Annotated in this window: 19 protein-coding genes; 7 read left to right on the forward strand and 12 right to left on the reverse strand. The window is 49.8% G+C overall.

Annotated features, from left to right (window positions below):
- Window positions 1–48 precede the first annotated feature (48 nt).
- Window positions 49–555, forward strand: a complete 507-nt coding sequence (locus tag BD_RS09075) for a TetR/AcrR family transcriptional regulator (RefSeq protein WP_038449244.1) — start codon at window positions 49–51, stop codon at window positions 553–555.
- On the opposite strand, the gene BD_RS09080 is transcribed toward BD_RS09075, so the two are convergent.
- The gene (locus BD_RS09080) at window positions 552–3,458 is read right to left on the reverse strand and encodes an outer membrane lipoprotein-sorting protein (protein ID WP_231839109.1); all 2,907 of its coding nucleotides are present in this window, start codon (window positions 3,456–3,458) and stop codon (window positions 552–554) included. The two genes, BD_RS09075 and BD_RS09080, sit on opposite strands and share 4 nt — an antisense overlap.
- A gap of 329 nt (window positions 3,459–3,787) precedes the next feature.
- Here BD_RS09080 and BD_RS09085 point away from each other — a divergent pair, with 329 nt between their 5' ends.
- A complete protein-coding gene (locus BD_RS09085; RefSeq protein WP_231839110.1) occupies window positions 3,788–5,197 on the forward strand; it encodes a hypothetical protein in 1,410 nt (469 codons plus the stop codon).
- A 6-nt stretch (window positions 5,198–5,203) separates the two neighbouring features.
- Here BD_RS09085 and BD_RS09090 read toward each other — a convergent pair whose 3' ends face one another.
- Window positions 5,204–6,514, reverse strand: a complete 1,311-nt coding sequence (locus BD_RS09090; protein ID WP_011164446.1) for a hypothetical protein — start codon at window positions 6,512–6,514, stop codon at window positions 5,204–5,206.
- 62 nt (window positions 6,515–6,576) lie between these two features.
- Entirely contained in the window at window positions 6,577–7,260 is a 684-nt protein-coding gene (locus BD_RS09095) for a PilZ domain-containing protein (RefSeq protein WP_011164447.1), read from the reverse strand.
- A 75-nt stretch (window positions 7,261–7,335) separates the two neighbouring features.
- On the opposite strand from BD_RS09095, the gene BD_RS09100 reads away from it, so the two are divergent.
- The gene (locus tag BD_RS09100; RefSeq protein ID WP_011164448.1) at window positions 7,336–7,917 is read left to right on the forward strand and encodes an NADPH-dependent FMN reductase; all 582 of its coding nucleotides are present in this window, start codon (window positions 7,336–7,338) and stop codon (window positions 7,915–7,917) included.
- 306 nt (window positions 7,918–8,223) lie between these two features.
- The gene (locus BD_RS09105) at window positions 8,224–10,089 is read left to right on the forward strand and encodes a potassium transporter Kup (RefSeq protein WP_231839111.1); all 1,866 of its coding nucleotides are present in this window, start codon (window positions 8,224–8,226) and stop codon (window positions 10,087–10,089) included.
- Here the strand turns inward: BD_RS09105 and BD_RS09110 are convergent.
- A complete protein-coding gene (locus BD_RS09110) occupies window positions 10,086–11,225 on the reverse strand; it encodes a patatin-like phospholipase family protein (protein ID WP_011164450.1) in 1,140 nt (379 codons plus the stop codon). The two genes, BD_RS09105 and BD_RS09110, sit on opposite strands and share 4 nt — an antisense overlap.
- 402 nt (window positions 11,226–11,627) lie before the next feature.
- Between BD_RS09110 and BD_RS09115 the strand changes: the two genes are divergently transcribed.
- Entirely contained in the window at window positions 11,628–12,218 is a 591-nt protein-coding gene (locus tag BD_RS09115; RefSeq protein WP_011164452.1) for a YceI family protein, read from the forward strand.
- Between the two features lie 60 nt (window positions 12,219–12,278).
- Here BD_RS09115 and BD_RS09120 read toward each other — a convergent pair whose 3' ends face one another.
- Complete coding sequence (locus BD_RS09120; RefSeq protein WP_041583534.1) at window positions 12,279–13,193, reverse strand: bestrophin family protein; 915 nt, start codon at window positions 13,191–13,193, stop codon at window positions 12,279–12,281.
- Window positions 13,194–13,414: 221 nt separating this feature from the next.
- On the opposite strand from BD_RS09120, the gene BD_RS09125 reads away from it, so the two are divergent.
- Window positions 13,415–14,020, forward strand: a complete 606-nt coding sequence (locus tag BD_RS09125) for a hypothetical protein (protein ID WP_011164454.1) — start codon at window positions 13,415–13,417, stop codon at window positions 14,018–14,020.
- Window positions 14,021–14,035: 15 nt separating this feature from the next.
- On the opposite strand, the gene BD_RS09130 is transcribed toward BD_RS09125, so the two are convergent.
- Window positions 14,036–14,326, reverse strand: coding sequence for a hypothetical protein (locus BD_RS09130; protein ID WP_144313828.1), 291 nt, complete (start codon window positions 14,324–14,326; stop codon window positions 14,036–14,038).
- A gap of 411 nt (window positions 14,327–14,737) precedes the next feature.
- Between BD_RS09130 and BD_RS09140 the strand changes: the two genes are divergently transcribed.
- Entirely contained in the window at window positions 14,738–15,715 is a 978-nt protein-coding gene (locus BD_RS09140; RefSeq protein ID WP_011164456.1) for a hypothetical protein, read from the forward strand.
- A 138-nt stretch (window positions 15,716–15,853) separates the two neighbouring features.
- On the opposite strand, the gene BD_RS09145 is transcribed toward BD_RS09140, so the two are convergent.
- The 6 genes from BD_RS09145 to fabG form a co-directional block, all read right to left on the reverse strand.
- The gene (locus tag BD_RS09145) at window positions 15,854–16,417 is read right to left on the reverse strand and encodes a M23 family metallopeptidase (RefSeq protein ID WP_231839112.1); all 564 of its coding nucleotides are present in this window, start codon (window positions 16,415–16,417) and stop codon (window positions 15,854–15,856) included.
- Window positions 16,418–16,566: 149 nt separating this feature from the next.
- Window positions 16,567–17,814, reverse strand: coding sequence for a serine hydroxymethyltransferase (glyA, locus tag BD_RS09150; protein ID WP_011164458.1), 1,248 nt, complete (start codon window positions 17,812–17,814; stop codon window positions 16,567–16,569).
- A gap of 101 nt (window positions 17,815–17,915) precedes the next feature.
- Window positions 17,916–18,392, reverse strand: coding sequence for an RpiB/LacA/LacB family sugar-phosphate isomerase (locus BD_RS09155; RefSeq protein WP_011164459.1), 477 nt, complete (start codon window positions 18,390–18,392; stop codon window positions 17,916–17,918).
- A 3-nt stretch (window positions 18,393–18,395) separates the two neighbouring features.
- Window positions 18,396–19,667: a beta-ketoacyl-ACP synthase II gene (fabF, locus tag BD_RS09160; RefSeq protein WP_011164460.1), complete on the reverse strand. Its 1,272-nt coding sequence runs from the start codon at window positions 19,665–19,667 to the stop codon at window positions 18,396–18,398.
- Between the two features lie 6 nt (window positions 19,668–19,673).
- The gene (gene acpP, locus BD_RS09165; RefSeq protein ID WP_011164461.1) at window positions 19,674–19,910 is read right to left on the reverse strand and encodes an acyl carrier protein; all 237 of its coding nucleotides are present in this window, start codon (window positions 19,908–19,910) and stop codon (window positions 19,674–19,676) included.
- 115 nt (window positions 19,911–20,025) lie between these two features.
- Window positions 20,026–20,775, reverse strand: coding sequence for a 3-oxoacyl-[acyl-carrier-protein] reductase (fabG, locus tag BD_RS09170; protein WP_041583536.1), 750 nt, complete (start codon window positions 20,773–20,775; stop codon window positions 20,026–20,028).
- Window positions 20,776–20,803: the final 28 nt, after the last annotated feature.

A 20,803-nucleotide genomic window follows, 5' to 3' on the forward strand; every position in this document is an offset into this window, starting at 1 on the left:
CGCCACCTTCCATTGACAGAATTCGGGAGTTTTTGTCAAAATTGCAGGATGGCAACTCAATCGAAGGAAGAAATCTATTTTGCGGTCTGTAACGCTATCCTGAAGATGGAAGTGGCCAAAGGCCATTTGCAATGGACCTTGTCTGATATCTCCAGGGAATCCAACGTCACCCGGTCCTTGATTTACTACTATTTCGGGAAAGAGAAGGACAAGGTTCTTGAAGAGGCCTATAAATTCGTCATCTCTCATATCTTCAATATGGAGCGCACCAAGACCGTCGGCATCCGAGAGCGCCTGCGCGACGTCCTGCGGGACGTGAAAAACATGCCGTACCTGTTCGTGCTTTATTATCTGGAGAAAAATGCCGGGACCCAGTTCGGCAAAATGATCAACGAGGCCGAGGCTTTGTTGATGAAAGCGATGAAAATCGAGTTCCCGACTTTAAGTGAAATCCAGATCCTGGAGATTTATTTAAAGGAGCTTGGAGCCATCGCGTTCCAGCTGCCGCCGGAACGGGTCGATGATCTGTTTGCTGATTACATCAAAAAGAATTAGTCCTCTGCCAGCGCTTTCGGTGTAAAGCGCGCAGCCGTCAGGCCCTGGTCAATCTTCACCTGGGACAGGACGATGACGGTGGCTCTTTTATTCTGCACATTCTTGATACTGATTTTGGAGGCGCGCATCTTGCCGCCTGCGACTTTTTTGTATCCGGTAAAGTCCAGGGTTTTCAGAAGCTTTCCCTGTTTGTCGAAGCATTCCACCTTCACCGGCACATAGTCTGTGGCTGAAACATAGCTGATGATTTTGGAATAGGACGGGGAGGTTGTGTTTACATCTGACTCGACAATCAGGTATTTCTTTCCGCCAATCTCAGCTTCTTTTTTGATGACGTTTTGTGCGCCCTGATCACGGTTGAAATCAAAGTCTTCGGTTGAAAGCTCTGAACCCAAAATGCCCCCCTGGCCTGACTCTCCGGTCAGGCGGCGAGTTTGTTTGGTGGAGGGAAGGTATATCCACTTGTCTTCCTGCTCCCCCTTTAAGGTGGCCAGCAGGGCGGTGCCCTTGAGGTCCTGGGGTTTTTGCATGCGCACCAAAAGATAATGTTCTTTTTTCTGCGGGCTGAAGCGCCAGATCTTCATTTCGCGGTCTTTGCTTGAGCCATCCGCTTCGATGATCTTCATCTTCACCAGAAACTGTTCATCCCGGGAGCGCAGACGCTGACTCATTTCCTCTCCCAGTTTTTCCGTAGTCAGAGGTTGGGCGTGTGTCGGGATCGGGGCCAGTGCCACAAATATTGTCAAAAGGATCATTGCGGATGTTGCCATGACTTTCTCCTTTTTCCACGGTACGGGAGCCAGCAACCAAGGGCAACTTTTCAACAGCGTTGGAAGAAGAATCAAATCCCCCACCAGACCCGCGAGCATTGACAAGAGCATGTAAAAGCCAAAGATCCGGTTCATGGCAAAATACGAAGCCAGGAACACGGAGAAGCCGGCAAGCAGGGTCAAACTTGATATCAGACAAGGATTCCCTTCTCGCCACAGGGTCTTTTCGATTTCGAGTTCTTTGCTATTAGACTTTTTCTGCATATAACGAAGGCGTTCGAGCAGATACACTGTGTTGTTAAATGCCAATCCCAGGGCGATTGAAAAGATAATGGCAATACTGGGTTTGATGGGAGTTTCTGAGATCGCCAAAAACCCCAGCAGGGCCGCCGGCGGGACCAGATTGGGGATGCAGGCGACCAGAGCCCAGCGCACCGAGCGGAAGACAAAAACCAGCACCAGAGCAATCGCAATCATCGAGTGCCAGAAGCCAAAGATCAGTTCCTTGGAAAGCTCATTGTTCAGATGATGAATCGTCGAACCCATGCCGGACACTTCGACAGACATTTGCGGGAAGGCGTTGGTGGCCTTTTCGCGGATTCGCTCCACTACCTGGCTCAGTTGATTCGAGGGCAGATCAAAGGTGCGCACAGAAATACGGGTATTGGCCGAATCGGTGGTCAAAAAGTTTTTCAAGGGGCTGGCACTGCTTAAGGAATAAAGGAAGAAAATCTCTGCTGTCGAAGAGCGGCTGGCGGGCAGTCTGGAGTGGTGCAAATTGGCCGCCGCCACCAGGTCCGGCAGACCCACGACGCTTCCCACACCCTCAATCTCTCGGAGTTCCACTAAAAGCTGATCCAGCCTTGCCATCAGTTGTGGGTCGTTCCAGGAATCGGAAGGCCCTTTGACTTCAACATCCACTGGAATCATCCCACCCAGTTCGCGGTCGATGGTTTCAGTCGACAGGCGCACCTGATGATTGGCGGGAAGGTCGTCAAACAAACGCGCTGACCAGGACAGTCCTTGCCCTTTGATAGCCAGAGCAGAGCAGACCAGGACAATCAGGAAAGCCCATATGCCGGAACGACGGAATAAATACAGTCCCCAGCGCGCTTTGGCCCAGGCCCAGTCGCGGGCTTTGGGTCCCTGCATGAAATAGAGCATGGGGAACAGCATCAGCGTGGTGACCAGCCAGCCGATCACGATGGCAATTGCCGCCGTGACACCATAGTCGCGAATCAGAGGGACCTTGGTCATCAGCAGACTTAAAAAACCGATCATGGTGGTGGTCGAGGCAAAGAAATTGGGTCCCAACAGGACTTTGAAGGTGTAAATCACACGTTCCTGGTGAGTCAGGTGGGGCTGGTTCTTTTGTTCTTCGGCGTACCTTAATAAAGTATGAATGATCAGTGAGACCACATCCACCGTGGTCAAAATTGGAATCGTGCTGGAAAGAACAGAAAACGGAAAGCCAGCCAGAGCCATCACCGCAAGAACCACAATGTTCGCACAAAGAATAATGACAAAGGAGATAATCAGTGGGGACCAGTTGGCAAAGATCAGCCCCAGCACCAGAAAGCAGGCGATGAATCCCAAAACCACAAAGTTGCGTATCTCAGTCTGTAGCAGGACGCCGACATCCGTCTGTACGGCGGGGGTGCCGCCGATTTCAATGTGCGCAAATGGCACAGCTGCTGTGGCGGTGACTTCCAGGTTCTGGCGCAAATGCAGAAGGTCTTTGGTGTTCAGGGCTTTGATGTTTACAATGACCGACGCCGTGCGGGCATCCTGTGATATCAACGTTGGAGAGATCAGAGGGTTTGCCAGCGTCTCACGACGCCAGTTTTTTTCCGGAAGATTTTGCAGCAGGGGGCCGACGCTCAGGCCGTCACTGTTATTGACGGCGCCTTGGACGGTGGCCAGGCTCAGAGTGTTTTTCACCCCCGGAAAGTTGGCAAGAAGTTCTGTGAGTCTTTTCAGATTTTCAATTTTGTCTTTGGCGAACCAGTTTTCGCCCGGGTCTTTGATTTTGGCGGTCACGATGAAGGGTTGGGCCTCGGACAGCTGAAAGACCTGTTTGGTGTGTTCATCTCTTTGCAGAAGTGGATTATCCGTTGGAAGAAACTGCTTCAAACTGTACTGCGTTTGTAAACCGGGAAGCGCGAACAGACTAAGGATGGTGGTGAAAAAAACAAAAAGAAGAGTAGAAATGCAGAGTGTTTTGACGGAAACTTTTGAAAATAATTTGGCGATTGTCGTATTTATCATTGGAATGTCTTCTTTCGATTCTGCTTAAAAAAGTTCCTTTAGATTTTTCAGTTGAAGCCGTAACTTAGAAACAGATGCCTGACATGATGAGGAAACGAAGTTCTATGATGACAACAAAACTATCGGCCACGCTACTCACATTCTTAATAACTGTACCCGCACTTTCTAAAACAGTTGTTGAATCAGAGTTCGAATTGAAACTACCTAGACAATTTCAACAAAGTTTAATTGAAGAAAAGTGGAAAACACTCACGACTCGGGAGTTCTCCGCAAACTGGCAATTTCCTGATCAGCGGGTTGTAAGTCAGGCCATCCCGGTTGATATCAAAGGCATCGCCATCGATATCAAGACCCGCCTTGAAAAGCCCTCCCTGAGCGGATCCCAGAGCGCGCTGGAACTGTCCTCCAAAGGTCTGGCAGCGCAACTGAAGATTGCAGAAGTCGTGGTGGATCACGTGGTCGAGCGCAATGTGGGCGGCATTATCGGTCGCTTTCGTGTCCAGGCGCAATGCAAGGATATCGTTCTGAACATGAAGTCAGGCGAAGGTCAGTTTGCAATGAAAGTGACTCCGAATGTGGGCGGCACTCAGGCCGGTGCTAATGTGGATACGGTGTCCTTGTCCTGGAACCCGGGGGCCTGGGTGGTGGCCGGGAATGTGCAATGTTCCGGAGCGGAAGGTTTTTCCGACATCTTGATGAATGAGGTGACCAAGATCACCAATGACTCTGCCAGTTTCGTTGAGCCCCAGAAAGAGCTTATTAAAAGTTATGTGCAGAAATATCTGGAAGGTGCGACTTTTGATTTTTCAGGAATCCGGAAACTGGTGCTGGCTCGTCCGGATATTGAAGTTTCAATGAGGGTCCACGACTTCAAGGACCTCGGCACGGAAGGTTTGCTGGCTAAAGGAACTCTGGAGGTGATCTTCACTCGTGTCGCTGAAGACTCCCACAAGGTTTTGAAGCTGGACAAAGAGGCTGCGGCAACGGCAAGTTCGGCATCTTTGCGACTGCCCAAGGATTTTATCAATGTGGTGTTGGGAGAGGCTTATAAAGGAAATACGTGGATGCATCAGATCAGCTCCAACCGGCTTCCGGGTTTTTCCACCATCATGGGTTCGCGCTTTGTGCAGTTTTTTATCTGGCCAGAGTTGATGAATTATTCCAAGTCTGCGAAGTTCCTGTTTGATTTATATTCTGACAAGGACGTGCAGATCACGGGAACCGGCCTGCAGTATTCGGTGAAGGCTTCCATGTACGCCAGGATGCAGGCGCCAAAATCCGGGGCTTATATTCCGTTTATGAACTTCAGTTTGCCATTCACCTCCAAGGTGACTTTGAAGCTGGATGGCGGGAAGGTGCAGGCGAAGTTTGTGAATCCGACTCTGGGAATGACGGGGATGTATGATTCGACGTATGTCTCCCGTTACAGCCCATCCCGTCGTTTCAAGTCTTCAACAATCCGGGATCGGATAATTGATTCCCTGTGGGGGCAGACCGTCAGCATGACCTTGCCGGAGATTCCGGTGGCAGAAGGTTTGTCGTTGCAGGTGCAAAAAATGCTGACCACGGATTCGTCGGATCTGGTGCTGCAACTGACGCCATGAAACAGATTAGAAAGAACGACTGAGCGACACTGAATACGAGTCGTTCTTTCCATAAACCCCTAAAGGTGTTTCGGCGGCTCCCTGAATCAGGTCCGCCGTCACGCTCACAACCCAGGCATCAAGGAAGCGACGGCTCAGGCCGTACTGTTGATAGGTGCTGCCATGAATGCTGTCATAGAGTCCCAAAAGATTGAAACCCCAGACTTCCTTCCATGTTATACGTCCGCCGGCCATATAGGCGCTTCGAAAAATTTCTGTAATCGAAAGATTCGAGTCGTTTTTCTTTTCTGTATTCACAAATGAATATTGAAGAATTCCTATCAGCAGACCGCTTTCTCCCAGCGGGAAGGTTTTTTCAAGGCCCAGCACATTTTCATTGGTCCACTCCTGCAGGTTGGGATTGTCTTCAAGGCTTTGTGTGTAGCTGCCAACAGCCTTAAAAAGCATGTTCCACTGATTCATCACCAATGAAAGTCCCGTCTGGCGGATGCGATAGTTATAGGTGTTCAGCAGGACATCAGGATCCACGTCGATCACGGTTTTCGGTGAAACCTGCACAATCGTTCCGGTGACCACAGGTTCCACGAACGGAAAGCTGGCAGCCCCTTCATATCCGGAAAGGGCCACATCGACAAACTCCCCCCGGCGCTGCAGGCGGAAGGCATAGTTGTTATCCAGGGCATTCCCCAGGGTCTGCCGGGATGAGTAGTCATAACGAAGATTGTCGGGAAGATTCAGCAGCAGATCATTGTCGGCCGTCTGGGGGACGAAAATTTCACGGGGAAGCCAGCGGCTTTCAGTGCCCGGCAGGATCGAGCCGCGATTTTGAGGGATGTAAATCAGATCCAGCTCCCAGTTGCCCATGCTTTGTGAGTACAACAGCGACAAGGCTCCCAGCTTGCGGCTGCGCAAAGGATCAAAATATTGTCTTGAGTTCACGATATCCACCGGATTGTAGCCGTCGGTCACTCCCCAGGTGATAAGATTATATCCCGCCTGCAGGGACGTGCTTTCAGTTTGATAGCGGATGTGGGCTTCGGAAGGATCAAAGAAATAGCGTTCTTCTTCAGAGTTGTTGTTCGGAGTCGCGACAAAGACGGGTTTTGCGAAGAAGCGCCAGGACTCCAGATACTTCCAGTGATAAATCGGGATCAGCTCCAGATCGTAAAGCTCGGAATTGGTGTCTTCGCCATATTCTTCCGGATAGGCCGTGGCTTCAAGTTTTGAATCCAAATGCAGGCTCCACTCTGTTTTGCGGGCGGCAAAAACAGAGCCGGGCAGGAAGAGGATGACTAAAATGGGAAGCAGCCATGACATTCCTGATAGATCATCATAGCCCCGGACTTTTTTCCATTTAAAGAACTTTGATAGATGGCAGTTTAAACCATGGCAAACTTGCGCACGTATTCAATGATAGAGCTTTTGAATTCTTCCGGCAGGCCGACAAATCGGAGTCCCGCATAGCCGTCATTGCCGACATAGACCACTTCGCAAGTTGTGTTGATCGTCACAAACAGATTCGGGCTGGTCAGAGTGCCTTTGAATCGTTCCCCAATTTGCAGGTTTTGGGCATCATTGACTCCCAGGCCCCCTTCACTGATGGAAATCACCCGGCAGCTGAATTCGCCTTTGGGACTTTCGCAGGCCAGGGTGCCCACCATTGGCACGCGGGGGTGGGACCGGCGACTGATGCCGAGGTCATCCACGATACGGGGAATGGAATAGATTTCCTTCCACACATTGGAGTTGTCGGAGCAAACATCCACTGTGGAATAATCGGTCATGCCTTTGAGAAAAGAAATCAGGGCGGAGTATTTCATCGGTGGATGGTCTTTGCCTTCCACACGAACTTTCCAAAGTCCCTCGGGTTCATTGGCGGCCACCGCCACCTGGCTTGAGTCTTTCACGGCCTGGCGCCATTTTGTCGGCGTCATCCATTCGCTTTGGCCGCGCCCCCAGATCTGAGCTTCTTTGGCGGAGGCCACACGGGATTCCACTTCCTGAACATCGAAAGGGCCGTTGACCTGTCCATCTGTAAGCACGAACCAGTTTTTTGGATTCACGATGAAGCTCCTCGCAGTTGAGTCTTGTGTTTTATTACAGCGAAAGGTATATGACTTTGTCTAGGAGAATTACTCATGAAATATATCATCGCCGGTACAGACCGTCCCGATTCCAACACTCTTAAAGTTTCCAAAATCATCCAGGGAATCTACAAAGAGCTGGGCGAAGCTGTTGAGATCATCGATCTGAAAGAGCTGAAGCAGCATTTGCATGACGACATTCACTATGGCAAACCTTCGGAGGCTTTGCAGCCCTACATCAACAAAGTTCTGGGCAGTGATGGTCTGATTGTGGTGTGTCCAGAGTACAATGGCTCTATGCCAGGCATCTTGAAATATTTCATTGATCACTTGAAGTTCCCGGAGTCCTTTGAATACCGTCCTGTCTGTTTTGTCGGTTTGGGTGCGATGTTTGGAGCTCTTCGTCCGGTGGAGCATCTGCAGGGGGTTTTCGGATACCGCAATGCCTTTATCTTTCCAGAACGGGTCTTTATGATGAATGTCTTTAAGATCATCAATGCTGAAGGGCAGTTGACGGACGAGCTGATGAAGTCCCTGTTGGTCAAGCAAGCCAAGGGGTTCCAGAAGTTCGCAGAGGCCTTGAAGACCTACAAATTAGATGCGAACTCGTTTATTGAGAGTAAGAAGTCGACGTAGGTTGTCGGCTGGCGATCAGTCGGTCGTGAACGCGGCCCTCAAAGTAGATCAATCCCAGGATCAAGAGGGCTGCCAAAAACCATTTCGAGCGAAAAAGTGCATTCCGTGCCATAGATCTATGGTCTCAAAGAGCCTAAAATAAAGGCAACTGAACTTCGTGTAATGTGGGCAAGATGCGTCAATCTTGCATGGGGACTGCTGACATCACGGATGAACTTAACTAGACTAAAACCTTGTTTCGACAACTTAGACGGGGTTTTTGGTATCGAAAATTCAGGCCATCACAAAAATAGTTCCAATGTTTTAATGCTCGCATTAGGCGCCCTTGGTGTGGTGTTCGGCGATATCGGTACAAGTCCTCTGTATGCATTGAAAGAGTGTTTCGGTCACTATGGTTTGGCGCCCACGCCAGAAAACGTGATCGGAATATTGTCTTTGATCTTCTGGACGCTGGTTCTTGCCATCTGTATCAAGTACATGGCGTTTGTCTTAAGAGCAGACAATAAAGGTGAGGGGGGGATTCTTTCCCTGATGGCTCTGGCTGTGCGCAGTCAGCAGTCCAAGGATGTTTCGCGCCGGCGCTGGACCATGACGATCATCGGTCTGTTTGGAGCGGCCTTGCTTTATGGTGACGGTATTATCACTCCGGCGATCTCAGTGCTTTCGGCGATGGAAGGTCTCACCTTGGTCGCTCCACAGTTTAGTCCTTACATTATTCCTCTGACTATTTTTGTGATGAACGCCCTCTTTCTGATGCAAAAGTACGGCACGGCTCGTATCGGCGTTATCTTCGGTCCGATTCTTCTGATTTGGTTCACTGTTCTGGGCTTGTTGGGTATTCGCGGGATGGCGAAAAACCTGCATGTCTTTGAAGCTCTGCTGCCACATCATGGGATTGAGTTCCTGATGAACAATGGGATGGCGGGTTTCCTGGTGCTGGGGTCGGTGTTTCTGGTTGTGACCGGAGGCGAGGCCTTGTATGCGGACATGGGGCATTTTGGTAAACGACCAATTCGTCTGGCGTGGTTCTTTGTTGCTTTACCAGCCTTGGTATTAAACTACTTCGGTCAAGGGGCTTTGCTGCTGAACAATCCTGAGGCTGTATCCAATCCTTTCTATATGCTGGCGCCAAAATGGGCTCTGCTTCCGATGGTCATGCTTTCTACGATGGCCACGGTTATCGCATCCCAGGCGTTGATCACCGGGGTGTTTTCCATCACTCGTCAGGCAATCCAACTGGGTTTCTGTCCGCGCGTGAACATCATTCACACTTCCAGTCAGGAGATCGGTCAGATCTACATTCCAATTGTGAACTGGTCCATGTTCATCGGTGTGATCTGGCTGGTGTTGACATTTAAGACCTCCAGCAATCTGGCGGCAGCCTATGGAATTGCTGTGACTGGTGCGACGATGATCACCACAATCCTGGCGTTTGAAGTGGCTCGTCAAAAATGGAAATGGAGTCTGCTGAAGTCTTCGGCCATTTTTGGCAGCTTCCTGGTGATGGATCTGGCCTTCTTTGGTGCCAACGTTCATAAGATCCCGCATGGGGGCTGGGTGCCGTTGGTTATTGGGGCGATCATTTACCTGTTGATGACGACCTGGCAAAAGGGCCGTCAGATTTTGTTCCGACGTCTTAAAGAACGCTCCATGCCTATTGAAGACTTCTGCCAGAAGCTTCTGCGTGAGCCTCCACTGCGAGCTCCGGGCACGGCGATATATATGGCCGGTGACCCTTGGGGTGTTCCAGCACCGCTGCTGCATAATATGAAGCACAACAAGGTTCTGCATCAGCGCGTGGCGATCCTGACGATTCAGACCAAAGAAGTGCCGTTTGTTTCCAAGCGCGATCGCATTTCCATTCAGGAAGTGATTCCGAATATCTACCGCATTATCGCCAACTATGGCTTTATGGAAATCCCCAAGATGAAACATATTCTTGAGGCCTGCCGTCAGCGCGATATCAACTTTAACGTGAATGAAACCACGTTCGTGCTGGGACGCGAAACCATCATCGCGGAAAAAGGACCGAATCGTCCGGGCGAAGCAGGGATGGCACACTGGCGTGAACGTCTGTTTGCCATCATGTCCAAGAATGCCCAGCGACCGACGGCGTTCTTCCGCATCCCGCCGAATCAGGTGATCGAAGTGGGAATTCAGGTCGAGATCTAGTCATCATGGAGCAGGCGAACAACCTGCTCCCGGACATTGATGCCATCCTTGTATCCAATTTCTATCAGATCTGCCGAATAGGATTTTTCAAACAACAGAAAGCTGGCAATCTCGCTGGCTTCCTGCAAAGTGCCCAGGCCCCGCAGCAGATAGCGAATCATCGGGGGCAGGTTTTCTGTTTTCATCGAAGCGATTTCACCCAGGTCAATAGAGGGTGAAATCCACAAGTGTCTTATGGGCTTTACCGATACATGCTCCAGCTCGCTGGCAGAAATTTTTTGCAGATTTAAATTAATCCTTTCAAGGCGTTCAATGTCGGCCTCCAGACCATCCATCATGACAGTGTTCAGTATAACGCTGACGACCCGGGCGATGGAGGGGGGCTCATGGGTGTTCACATGCTTTGAGGCAAAACAGATGTCCTGTTTTTTTCGCACCCCAATGGCGATCAGTTTGCGCGCGCCCATGTAAATGGCCGGCGCACAAGGGGACTGGTTGCGAATACTGCCGTCACCAAAAAATCTGCCGTCCACGGTGGTGGGCGGAAACAACAGGGGAATCGACGCCGAGGCTATGACATGATCCGCGGTGATCTTTTCAGTGAGTCCGACTTTGCGCACGCGGGTCCAGGTGGGGATGTTGTCCTCGCCTTGAATGAAGGTGACGGTTGAGGTGGTGAAATAGTCCAGAGCCGAGATTGCCACCGCCCGGAATCTTTTGGCGTCGATATTTTTTTGAATATTGTTAAAGTCACAGTTTTTTCTGATGAGCTCGTGCAACGGTTTGGTCTCGAGCAGCGAGCGATGGGGTGAGGATTTTTTCATTCCTCCCATGGAAAGATCCATCAGCCACTGAAGGCCTCCTTTGGACAGCGAAAAAATATCGCTGACATAAACCTGTTCCGCACTGATGCCGGTCCAGAGCTCCGTGAGTTTGGCTGTCGCATTGCCAATATGGCAGTTGTCGGCCGTGGTTAAGAAGGCGGTGTTGATGGCTCCGGCGCTGACTCCGGTGTAATAAGAAAAAGGATAAGCAATACCTTCTTGCCGGCTGATTTCTGCCAGCGCGTTGATAACTCCGGCTTGATAGGCGCCGCGTGCGCCGCCACCGGATAGGACAAGACCGAGGGAAGACAAATGGGCCCCCTTTCATTCTTCATTGATTTTAAGAGACATCACGGGGCGCGGACAGACGTTTTCTGGACTTGCAGAAAAATACAGATAAGCGATACTGAGCGTGAACAAGGCCACAGTAATCTTAATTCGGTTGCTGGTCCCATTGAAGGGAAACCTGCCTTGTAAAAGGGAGTCAGTTCGACTCCCTTTCTATTTTCCCCGCCGCCGCGTGAAATTCCCAAAGACCTGAAGCAGCATCCTTAATTCGGATTGAATATTTAGGAGTGCATTGAATGCAATGTCCTGTGTATTGGATTTAGGGAGAGGTTTTCTTTTCTGTATTGATCTCTGTTACATTATGCGGGAAAGTTTTGATGGTTAACAGTGATGTTAAATAACGGGAATTGCGAAGGAGAAAATGCAATGCTTAAAACTGTTTTTGCTGCGTTCGTATTTGTAGTTGCTGCTCATGCACAAGCGGCTGATGTTTATAAAATTGATACCAAGGCCAGCACTGTGGCATGGAAAGGCACCAAGAAAGTGGGCGACTCCCACAATGGTGGTATCTCCGTGAAAGAAGGCCAAGTGACTGTCGATAAAGGTCAGTTGACTGGTGGTAGCGTGGTTGTTGACATGACTACAATCACAAACGAAGACGTGAAAGATGCGGGTTATAACAAAAAGCTGGTAGGTCACTTGTCCACTGAAGATTTCTTCAACGCCGGCAAGTTCCCCACGTCCACTTTCAAGATCACGTCCGTGGCTCCATCCAAAAACAAAGGTGAAGTTCTGGTGAAAGGTGATTTCACAATGATCGGTGGCACACACCCTATTGAGTTCCCTGCAAAAGTGACTGTTGATAAAGGTGTTGCAACGGGTGAAGCTGTTGTGAAAATCGACCGCACCAAATGGGGTCTGAAATACGGTTCTGGCAACTTCTTCAAAGAACTTGCGGGTGACAAAATCATCAACGACGAGTTCGAGCTGACATTGAAACTTGTTGCGAAGAAATAGTTTTTTCCAAAAAGAAAAACGAAAAAAAGGCATCACGAAAACCCGTGATGCCTTTTTTTATTAGTTGAACACGTACTGGCCCTCGTGATTGCGTGGCAGGGCTTTTTCACCGCGCATTTCCTGCACGCTGGACTCGATGGTCTCGCACATTTGATTCAATGCCAGGTCATTGTCTTCGGTCCCAAAGGGCTCTTCGATCTGGTTTACAATGGCATCCAAAGCCATAAACGTATAAGCCACAAAAGTGCAGATTGCCGGTGTCATCCAGCCAATACTGTCCATCAGGCCGAAAGGTAAAAGCACACAGTAAATGTATACAGTTCGATGCAGAAGGACCGCATAAGGATAAGGAATCGGGGTGTTGGAGATGCGTTCGCAGCCCCCCAGAATCTCGGACATGTCGTTCAGATTCTTGTCAAACATCCCAGCCGTGATGCTGTCGATGCGCCCGGCATTCTTCTGATCTGACACCCACTGGCCCAGATGGCGCAGCAGCACGGCCGGTTTATACTCGACCTGGGAAAGTTCAGAGGCCAAGTCCGGGGTCAGGCGTTTCAAGTCCGTCGTTGCATCGGTCTTTCGCAACTGGTGTTTGGTGCAATAGGCAAAGGCGATGAGCAGCTGCAGGAATCTGCGGCTTTCGCTGTCGTTGGCGGTAAGTCCGGTGAGTGTCAGTGCCTGGCGGGAAAGTGAGCGTGAAACATTCAGCAGCGAACCCCAAAGTTTTCGCCCTTCCCAGAAGCGATCATAGGCGGCCGAGTTGCGAAAACCCAGAAAGATCGCCAGTGCAATACCCATCAGCGTGAAAGGTGTGGGATTCAGGGAAACCTTCACTGAAAAAAACACGCCGTGGAAGTAAAGAACCAGAGCGGAAAGCAGAAAGATAAAAACAAGGCGCGGCAGGATCTCGGGCAGAACCGAGCCCTTCCACACCAGCAGCATTTTGAACCAGTTGTATTTGGGCCGAATGACCATTGTGAACACCTCGATCAAATAAGCGTAGGCCCCCAGAGTGTGTCTGTCAAAGAGCTGGGCGACAGGGGGCGCAAAGTGTTCAAACCGGGGTGGGGTGTTTTATCCTGAGACGTGTTTCAAGCTGAGAATAAGGAAGGATTTCCGCAAGTTCTGCGTTTGGGGCTTTTGGCTGAGGCTTTGCATTTTCAAAGTCTGAAGTCCCATCGAACAAGGAGTGGCCTATGAAGAAAACCAAAATGATCTTTGCAGCTTTGCTGGCAGGCAGTCTGATGACGGCGTGTGCGAAGAAAGACTCTGAGTTCGCCGCCCGCTATGCAAAAAACAAGATGGGTGCAAGCGTTGTTGATGGCGCAAAAACCCAGGAGGCGGGTGAGCAGGCCGCAGCCCAAGGGTTGGAAGCCGACATTGTTGGAGTCAAAAGATACTGGACACCGCAAGGGCAGCCCGGTCCCCGCGTGGTGATGGCAACCATCCTGATCAACAACACCGAGTTCCCGGTGACCAGTCATCACTACAGCACCGAAATCGTGGATGGCAGCGTGGATGTGAACGGGTACAATGTTCGCTATCATGCCATGTGCGGAAACGATGAATGCAATCCCTATTATGCGGCGATGGAAGTCTATCAGAACGGGCGCATTGTGATTCAGGAAGGCATCCGTATTTACTTTGATAAAACCAAACCCGAGCACCAGGATCTTTATCAGTGGCTTTCTCCGGGCAATGAACTGCCTTTAATGGGTTCAAGCCAGGCGGACCCTCGCGGGATGGTCGGGTACTTGAATCAGGCTGTCACAGGCGGCAGTTCTTCAGGCCTGATTAAGTAAGATTTTTTATAGAAGCTATTTTAAGGAAGAGTCTCTTGCGGCGCTCTTCCTTTTTTCGTTTTGGATTTGCTGATCCAACAGTTCGGACAGGAAGTTGTGGCGGCTCTTCACCTGGCTGTCGATCTTGGCCAGGCGGCTGGCGAGATTATTAAACAGCTTCTCGACCTCGGAATCGTTTTCCAGTCGTCCTTCCTCTTCTTTAATCTCTTCAATAAGGCGCTCCACAATGAACAGGGCGCCGTTGAGGTTGACTCCGACATCATGCAGAAAAGCCCGTTCGCGGCTGAGTTCTTGAGCATCGGCCATAAGAACCTCCTTCATATTAGTATTCAAAGGGCTGGCAGAATCGGCAACTTGTAGGTTTACATGGGCCAAAGTGGCACTGAATTTTCTTCATATGCTTCTGTCATTTGAACAGGTTGAAAGTGTAATGATACAAAAGGATACCACCTCAAATTGGCAAAAATGTCCTCAAATCAAATTTAAGTGGGGATGGCGCAACGATTTTTTAAAAATCCGTCAAGATTTGCTTTGCCGCTCGACCAAAGTCATGGCACCTTACTTGCTTATTGGCCTATGTGGCTCCAATTTGGGACCATTTTTGGCAAAAAGGATCTGGGGGATAATCCGGGGTCTGAACGAGATGATTGAAAATTAAACGTCGAAAGACGGAAAAGAAAAAAGAAACATAATTAACCATTATCGAAAGGGAAAACAGTGAAAACACAAATTTTGATGTCACTGATTTTGGCGGGGTCTTTGGTTTCTGTTGCTGCTCAGGCAGAAGAACAAAACCAAAATGCAAACACTAGCACTGTAAAAGTGTCTGATGTTCAAAAGTCTGAAGAGAAAAAAGAAGACATTGACCAGGAGATCACGAATGCTCGTATGCGTTCTGAGCTTGGTTCCAAGTCTCAATGGTCTTTCAAATCCAGCCTTGGTTACAACGGCGGCTCTTTGCAAAAACCTTTCGATTCTATCCGTCCTAACTACCGCGCTTCTGCGACAATCGAGTCTTTGACTGCTTTGTCCGGTAACGTAGGTGTGAACTACCGTGTATCCAAAGGTGGTAACCTTTCCTTCGGTACTGGTGTAGTTATCATGGCTCCACTTGAAGGCGACATCACTAAGGATTTCCAAGATCCTCGCGCTTCCAGAAAAGGTGCTGATGTAAAACGTACTCAAGTTTCCACTCCATACATGGACTACAGCCACGGTTACCGTGCAATGGACATGCAGATGATCTCCAGCGTGACTTACTCTCACTACACTGAAGAAGATCAAACTGATTACTACAACCTGATGGGCAACCTGTCTGTAAGCCAAACTGTGCTTGCTGACTTCGGTGATTCCAAATGGCAAGGTGGCGTGTCTTTGTCTCTTGATAAAGATATCGCTAAAGGTTCCTTCGACGTTGCTGGCGACTCTCGCTATGACTACGGTGTAGGTCTGTTCCCGTTCGCTGAATACGCTTTCAACGACGACTACTCTTTCAGAACAGTATTTGGTTATTTCCAATTTGCTAAGTACGAAGAGCAAGGTGACCTGATCCAAATGGAGCCATACCAGTCTATGGGTGTTGGTATCTCCGTTACTCGTGACATCTACGTTTATCCAAACGTACAGTTCACTCCAAAAGACATTCGTGCAGACAGAACAAACGTAGCAGTTTCTGCTAACTTGAACTTGTTCTAATTCCTGACGGAAATTTGGAAAACTAAAAAGGCTGCCCTCCGGGGTGGCCTTTTTTATTTCTTAAACATAAAGACGTTCATCTTGGACGTTTCGGAAAATAAAAAACCCGCTTTTATGAGCGGGTTTTGTTTTTAAGATTTACAACTGAGCGGTGACTGAAGGAAGCAGCGGAAGCGGGTCTATCGGTCCGCGGTCCTTCCTGACTTCAAAGTGCAGGTGAACCCCGGTGGCGCGTCCTGTGCGGCCCATGGCGCCAACAACTTCGCCCTGACGGACCTTCTGGCCCTCAGAGACCAGGATCTTGTCAAAGTGGGCATACAGTGTTGCCCAGCCGTTGCCAGATTCGATCAGGACCATCTTTCCATACCCACGGAACTCACGACCTGCATAGATCACTGTGCCGGCCTGGGAGGCCAAAATAGGCGTTCCTTTAGGTGCTGCCAGGTCAATGCCCAGATGCGGACGACGCTTGTTGGGTAAGAACCCACGGGTCATGCGCGCACGATCCACAGGCCAATCAAAGGTCAAAGACTGTTCGATACGGGGGCTGTGATCTGAAGCGGCCACGCGGGCGCTATTGCCGCCGTTGGGTGCCAGATATTCGCGTGAAAGGGGTGTGTGAAAAGTCGTACAGGAACCCAAAGTTCCCAACGTGACAATGCATCCTGCAATTTTAACGAGCTGATTCCATCCTGGTGTCATGGATTGAGTATACGACATAAGCCCTTGGATCCAAAGAATTTTTTGACCAAAGACCAGCTTAAAATAAAGGCATTTTCACTATTGAAAACACAAAAAAAGCCCCCAGATTTCTGAGGGCTTCGTAATACTTTGTCAGTTTGAGACTGCGATTAGTAAATCGGGAACTGCTTGCAAAGCTCTTTTACTTCTTCATGCACGCGGTTTTTCACACCAGCATCTTCAGCGTTATTCAGAACTTGGCCGATCCATTTCGCAATTTGCTTCATTTCCGCTGGACCCATTCCACGTGTGGTCAAAGCGGGAGTTCCGATGCGAACACCACTTGTGACAAATGGAGAGCGCTTTTCATTTGGCACAGTGTTTTTATTCACAGTGATGCCAGCTTCATCCAAAGAATTTTCTGCCAGCTTCCCCGTGATTTCTCGATCGCTCAGATCCACCAGGATCAAATGGTTGTCAGTGCCGCCGGTCACAAGCTTGAAGCCTGCAGACAAAAGCTCTTCTGCCAGAACTTTTGCGTTGCTAACCACTTTGCCGGAATAATCTTTAAACTCTGGTTTAAGAGCTTCGCCGAAGGCCACGGCTTTACCCGCAATCACGTGCTCCAACGGTCCACCCTGGATACCAGGGAAGATGCGGGAGTTCATGGTCTTGGCTTTTTCTTCTGAGTTCGTCAGGATCATGCCGCCACGAGGACCGCGCAAGGTTTTGTGTGTGGTCGTGGTGATGTAGTCAGCATAAGGAACCGGGGACGGGTGATGGCCTGTTGCCACAAGACCTGCAAAGTGAGCCATGTCCACCAGCAGTTGAGCGCCGACTTCGTCTGCGATCTCTTTGAATTTTGCAAAGTCCAAGGTGCGCGGATAAGCACTGTAACCCGCAATGATCAGTTTCGGCTGAACCTCTTTCGCTGTAGCGCGGATTGTATCATAATTCAAACGACCTGTTTCCGGATCCAGCTTGTACGAAGCTGCTTTGAACAGCATCCCGCTGAAATTCACCGGAGACCCGTGAGTCAGATGCCCGCCGTGAGAAAGATCCATGCCCAAGATAGTTTCACCCGCTTTGCAGGCCGCCAGGTAAACACCCATGTTGGCCTGGGATCCAGAGTGTGGCTGGACGTTGGCATACTGAACGCCGAAAAGTTTCTTTGCTCTTTCAATCGCCAGGGATTCAACTGTGTCCACGTTTACGCAGCCGCCATAGTAGCGTTTGCCTGGATAGCCTTCAGCGTACTTGTTGGTCAGGATAGAGCCCTGAGCTTCCATCACAGCTTTGGAGGTGTAGTTCTCAGAAGCGATCATTTCCAGTCCGAACTGCTGACGTTCAGATTCTTTGTTGATGGCGGCCAGAATTTCCGGATCCACTTGGGCTAAGCTGAGTGAAGTTGAATGCATAGACGGACTCCTTAACGCAGGTTCAAACCGCGCCTTGATTTTAGTCGTGATGTTAAATCAGATGATGAAAGTATCCCTTGAAAGACAGGAATTTAAAAGTCTCAACAACCAGTGTCGCTTGAAAGCTTGTCGACGCGCTGTTGGTGGCGTCCACCGGCGAAGGATGTCGACAGGAACGTTTGCAGCATCTTCACCGCATCATCAGGGGATGTGAAACGTTCGCTCAGGCAAAGAATGTTGGCGTTGTTATGTTCCCGGGACAGACGGGCGATGTCGGTATTCCAGCAAAGCGCCGCACGGATTTGTGGGAACTTGTTGGCGCGAATGGCCATACCCTGGCCGGAGCCACAGATCAAAAGACCCAAAGCCGGGCCTTTTTGAGAATCAATCAGGTTGTTTTTTTGATTTTGAAGCTCCACTTTAACAACTTCACGGCACACCTGATCGGCATAGTCCGGATAGTCGACAGAGTCAGCGGAGTGAGTGCCCATGTCCTTCCATTGGATATCTGGAAGAGCCGCCATCACTTTAAGTTTTAAATCCAACCCAGCGTGATCGCAACCAACATAGACAATCATTTCTTATCCTTCGTATTTAGAGAAGATCATGGAGGCGTTGGTTCCACCGAAACCAAAGCTGTTGTTGATGACATTGGTGATTTTACCTTTACGTGCCTCATTAGGAACGTAATCCAAATCACAGTCTTCACTTGGATTTTCCAAGTTGATCGTTGGAGGAGCCACCTGGTCGCGAATTGCCATCACACAGAAAGCAGATTCAATTGCGCCAGCTGCGCCCAACGCGTGACCCATCATGGACTTGGTGCTGGAAACCCAGACCTTTTTCGCATGATCACCCAGCAGGCGTTTGATTGCCGCGGTTTCAAGGCCGTCACCCACCGGCGTACTTGTGCCGTGAGCGTTGATATAGTTGATGTCTTCCGCTTTCAGACCGGAGTCTTTCAAAGCCATGGACATCGCCGCATAACCACCAGCGCCTTCCGGAGCCGGGGAAGTCATGTGGTAAGCATCGGAGGAAACTCCGTAGCCTGTGATTTCGCAAAGAATATTGGCGCCACGTTTGACCGCGTGCTCAAGGGATTCGATGCAAAGAACCGCCGCACCCTCTGCCAAAACAAATCCGTCACGGTCTTTATCCCAAGGACGGCTGGCTTTTTCAGGAGCATCGTTGCGGGTGGACAGGGCGCGCATGGAAGCAAAGCCTCCAACAGCCAGTCCGCAGATCGTGCTTTCTGCGCCACCTGCAAGCATCACATCAGTCACGCCGTCGCGAATATAGCGAACCGCATCTCCGATAGAGTGAACACCTGAAGCACACGCGGAAGTCACAGAATAGTTAGGACCTTTCAGTCCCAATGAGATCGTCACCTGACCCGCGGCCAGGTTCGTGATCACAGAAGGGATGAAGAACGGACTGATACGGCCCGGTCCTCTTTCCTTCATTTTTATGGCGGTTTCTTCGATGTTCGCAAGACCACCGATACCGACACCAATAATCACTCCCGCTTGATTCTTCACTTCTTCGGTCAGTTCCAGCTTGGCCATTTCCACGGCCATTTTGGAAGCTGCGATCGAGTAGTGAATGAACTCGTCCATTTTCTTTTGCTCTTTTTTCTCGACGTATTGGTCTGTGTTGAAACCTTTTACTTCGCCGGCAAAAGTCACATCGAAGCCTGTCGTGTCGAATTTGGTGATCTTGGCGATCCCAGATTGACCACGGATTGCGGCAGCCCAGCTGTCCTCAATGGTATTACCAAGGGGAGTGACTGCGCCTACTCCGGTGACGACAACTCTTCTTTGTGGTTTGGATGGACGTTCAAATCGGGAGTTCATAATGAATTAAGCTTTTCCTTTTTTCTCAAGGTAAGAAGCTACGTCTTGAACTGTCTTCAGCTTTTCAGCGTCTTCGTCAGGGATTTCAAGATCGAATTCTTCTTCCATTGCCATCACAAGTTCAACGATATCCAAGCTGTCTGCGCCCAGATCGTCGATGAAAGAAGCTTCCGCTTTAACTTTATCTGGATCTACGCCAAGTTGTTCAACGATGATATCTTTAACCTTTGGATGAATAGCCATTTATGCCTCCTAATAGTGCGTTCAATATTACTTAAATTACAAGTCTAGTCTAGTGTTAGAACTCTATCATGTCGCTCCTAGGCGATATGAAGTATTCGCGAGTTTATTCGCGAGCTTAGTTCATGTGCATTCCGCCGTTCACATCCAAGGTGTGACCGGTGATGTACTTGGATTCGTCGCTCAAAAGGAAGCGCACGGCTTGCGCCACGTCGGATCCTTCGCCGATTTTTGCCAAGGGAATTTTCTCCATCATTTTGGATTTCACATCTTCAGAAAGAACATCTGTCATTTCCGTTGCGATGTATCCAGGGGCCACGTTGTTCACGCGCACATTGCGGGAACCCAGCTCCAGCGCCACGGATTTGCTAAACGCAATCGTGCCGGCTTTGGAAGCGGCATAGTTTGCCTGACCGGCGTTGCCAGTCTCACCAATGATAGACACGATGTTCACGATGGAACCTTTGCGCGCTTTCATCATGGGTTTGGTAAAGGCTTTGGTCACCAGGAAGGTGCCGCGCAGGTTGGTGTTCACCACAGAATCGAAATCTTCTGATTTCATGCGCAGAAGCAACCCGTCTTTGGTGATGCCGGCATTGTTCACAACGCCGTCGATGTCGCTCCATTTTTCCAGAATGTGATCTACAGCAGAGTTCACAGATTCTTCGTTCGCGATGTCCATTTTGATGTAAAAGTGACCTTCGCCGGTCAAAGAGTGAGCCACCTGTTGAGCGGCCTCTTCGCGGGAAGAGTAAGTGAAGGCAACTTGAGCGCCTTCATCAGCAAGAAGCTTAACGATAGCAGCGCCAATTCCGCGGCTGCCACCAGTGACAACAATTTTCTTTCCTTGAAGCGACTTTCCGCTCATGTGCAAAATCCTTTTAAGCAATAACCTG

Source organism: Bdellovibrio bacteriovorus HD100 (assembly GCF_000196175.1).
Taxonomy (GTDB): domain Bacteria; phylum Bdellovibrionota; class Bdellovibrionia; order Bdellovibrionales; family Bdellovibrionaceae; genus Bdellovibrio; species Bdellovibrio bacteriovorus.

Excerpts from the sequence above, each read along its gene's own strand:
- BD_RS09075 (WP_038449244.1), top strand. The coding sequence starts at position 49 with ATGGCAACTCAATCGAAGGAAGAAATCTATTTTGCGGTCTGTAACGCT.
- BD_RS09090 (WP_011164446.1), bottom strand. The coding sequence starts at position 6,514 with ATGTCATGGCTGCTTCCCATTTTAGTCATCCTCTTCCTGCCCGGCTCT.
- BD_RS09100 (WP_011164448.1), top strand. The coding sequence starts at position 7,336 with ATGAAATATATCATCGCCGGTACAGACCGTCCCGATTCCAACACTCTT.
- BD_RS09105 (WP_231839111.1), top strand. The coding sequence starts at position 8,224 with ATGCTCGCATTAGGCGCCCTTGGTGTGGTGTTCGGCGATATCGGTACA.
- BD_RS09115 (WP_011164452.1), top strand. The coding sequence starts at position 11,628 with ATGCTTAAAACTGTTTTTGCTGCGTTCGTATTTGTAGTTGCTGCTCAT.
- BD_RS09120 (WP_041583534.1), bottom strand. The coding sequence starts at position 13,193 with ATGGTCATTCGGCCCAAATACAACTGGTTCAAAATGCTGCTGGTGTGG.
- BD_RS09125 (WP_011164454.1), top strand. The coding sequence starts at position 13,415 with ATGAAGAAAACCAAAATGATCTTTGCAGCTTTGCTGGCAGGCAGTCTG.
- BD_RS09130 (WP_144313828.1), bottom strand. The coding sequence starts at position 14,326 with ATGGCCGATGCTCAAGAACTCAGCCGCGAACGGGCTTTTCTGCATGAT.
- BD_RS09145 (WP_231839112.1), bottom strand. The coding sequence starts at position 16,417 with ATGACACCAGGATGGAATCAGCTCGTTAAAATTGCAGGATGCATTGTC.
- glyA (WP_011164458.1), bottom strand. The coding sequence starts at position 17,814 with ATGCATTCAACTTCACTCAGCTTAGCCCAAGTGGATCCGGAAATTCTG.
- BD_RS09155 (WP_011164459.1), bottom strand. The coding sequence starts at position 18,392 with ATGATTGTCTATGTTGGTTGCGATCACGCTGGGTTGGATTTAAAACTT.
- fabF (WP_011164460.1), bottom strand. The coding sequence starts at position 19,667 with ATGAACTCCCGATTTGAACGTCCATCCAAACCACAAAGAAGAGTTGTC.
- acpP (WP_011164461.1), bottom strand. The coding sequence starts at position 19,910 with ATGGCTATTCATCCAAAGGTTAAAGATATCATCGTTGAACAACTTGGC.
- fabG (WP_041583536.1), bottom strand. The coding sequence starts at position 20,775 with ATGAGCGGAAAGTCGCTTCAAGGAAAGAAAATTGTTGTCACTGGTGGC.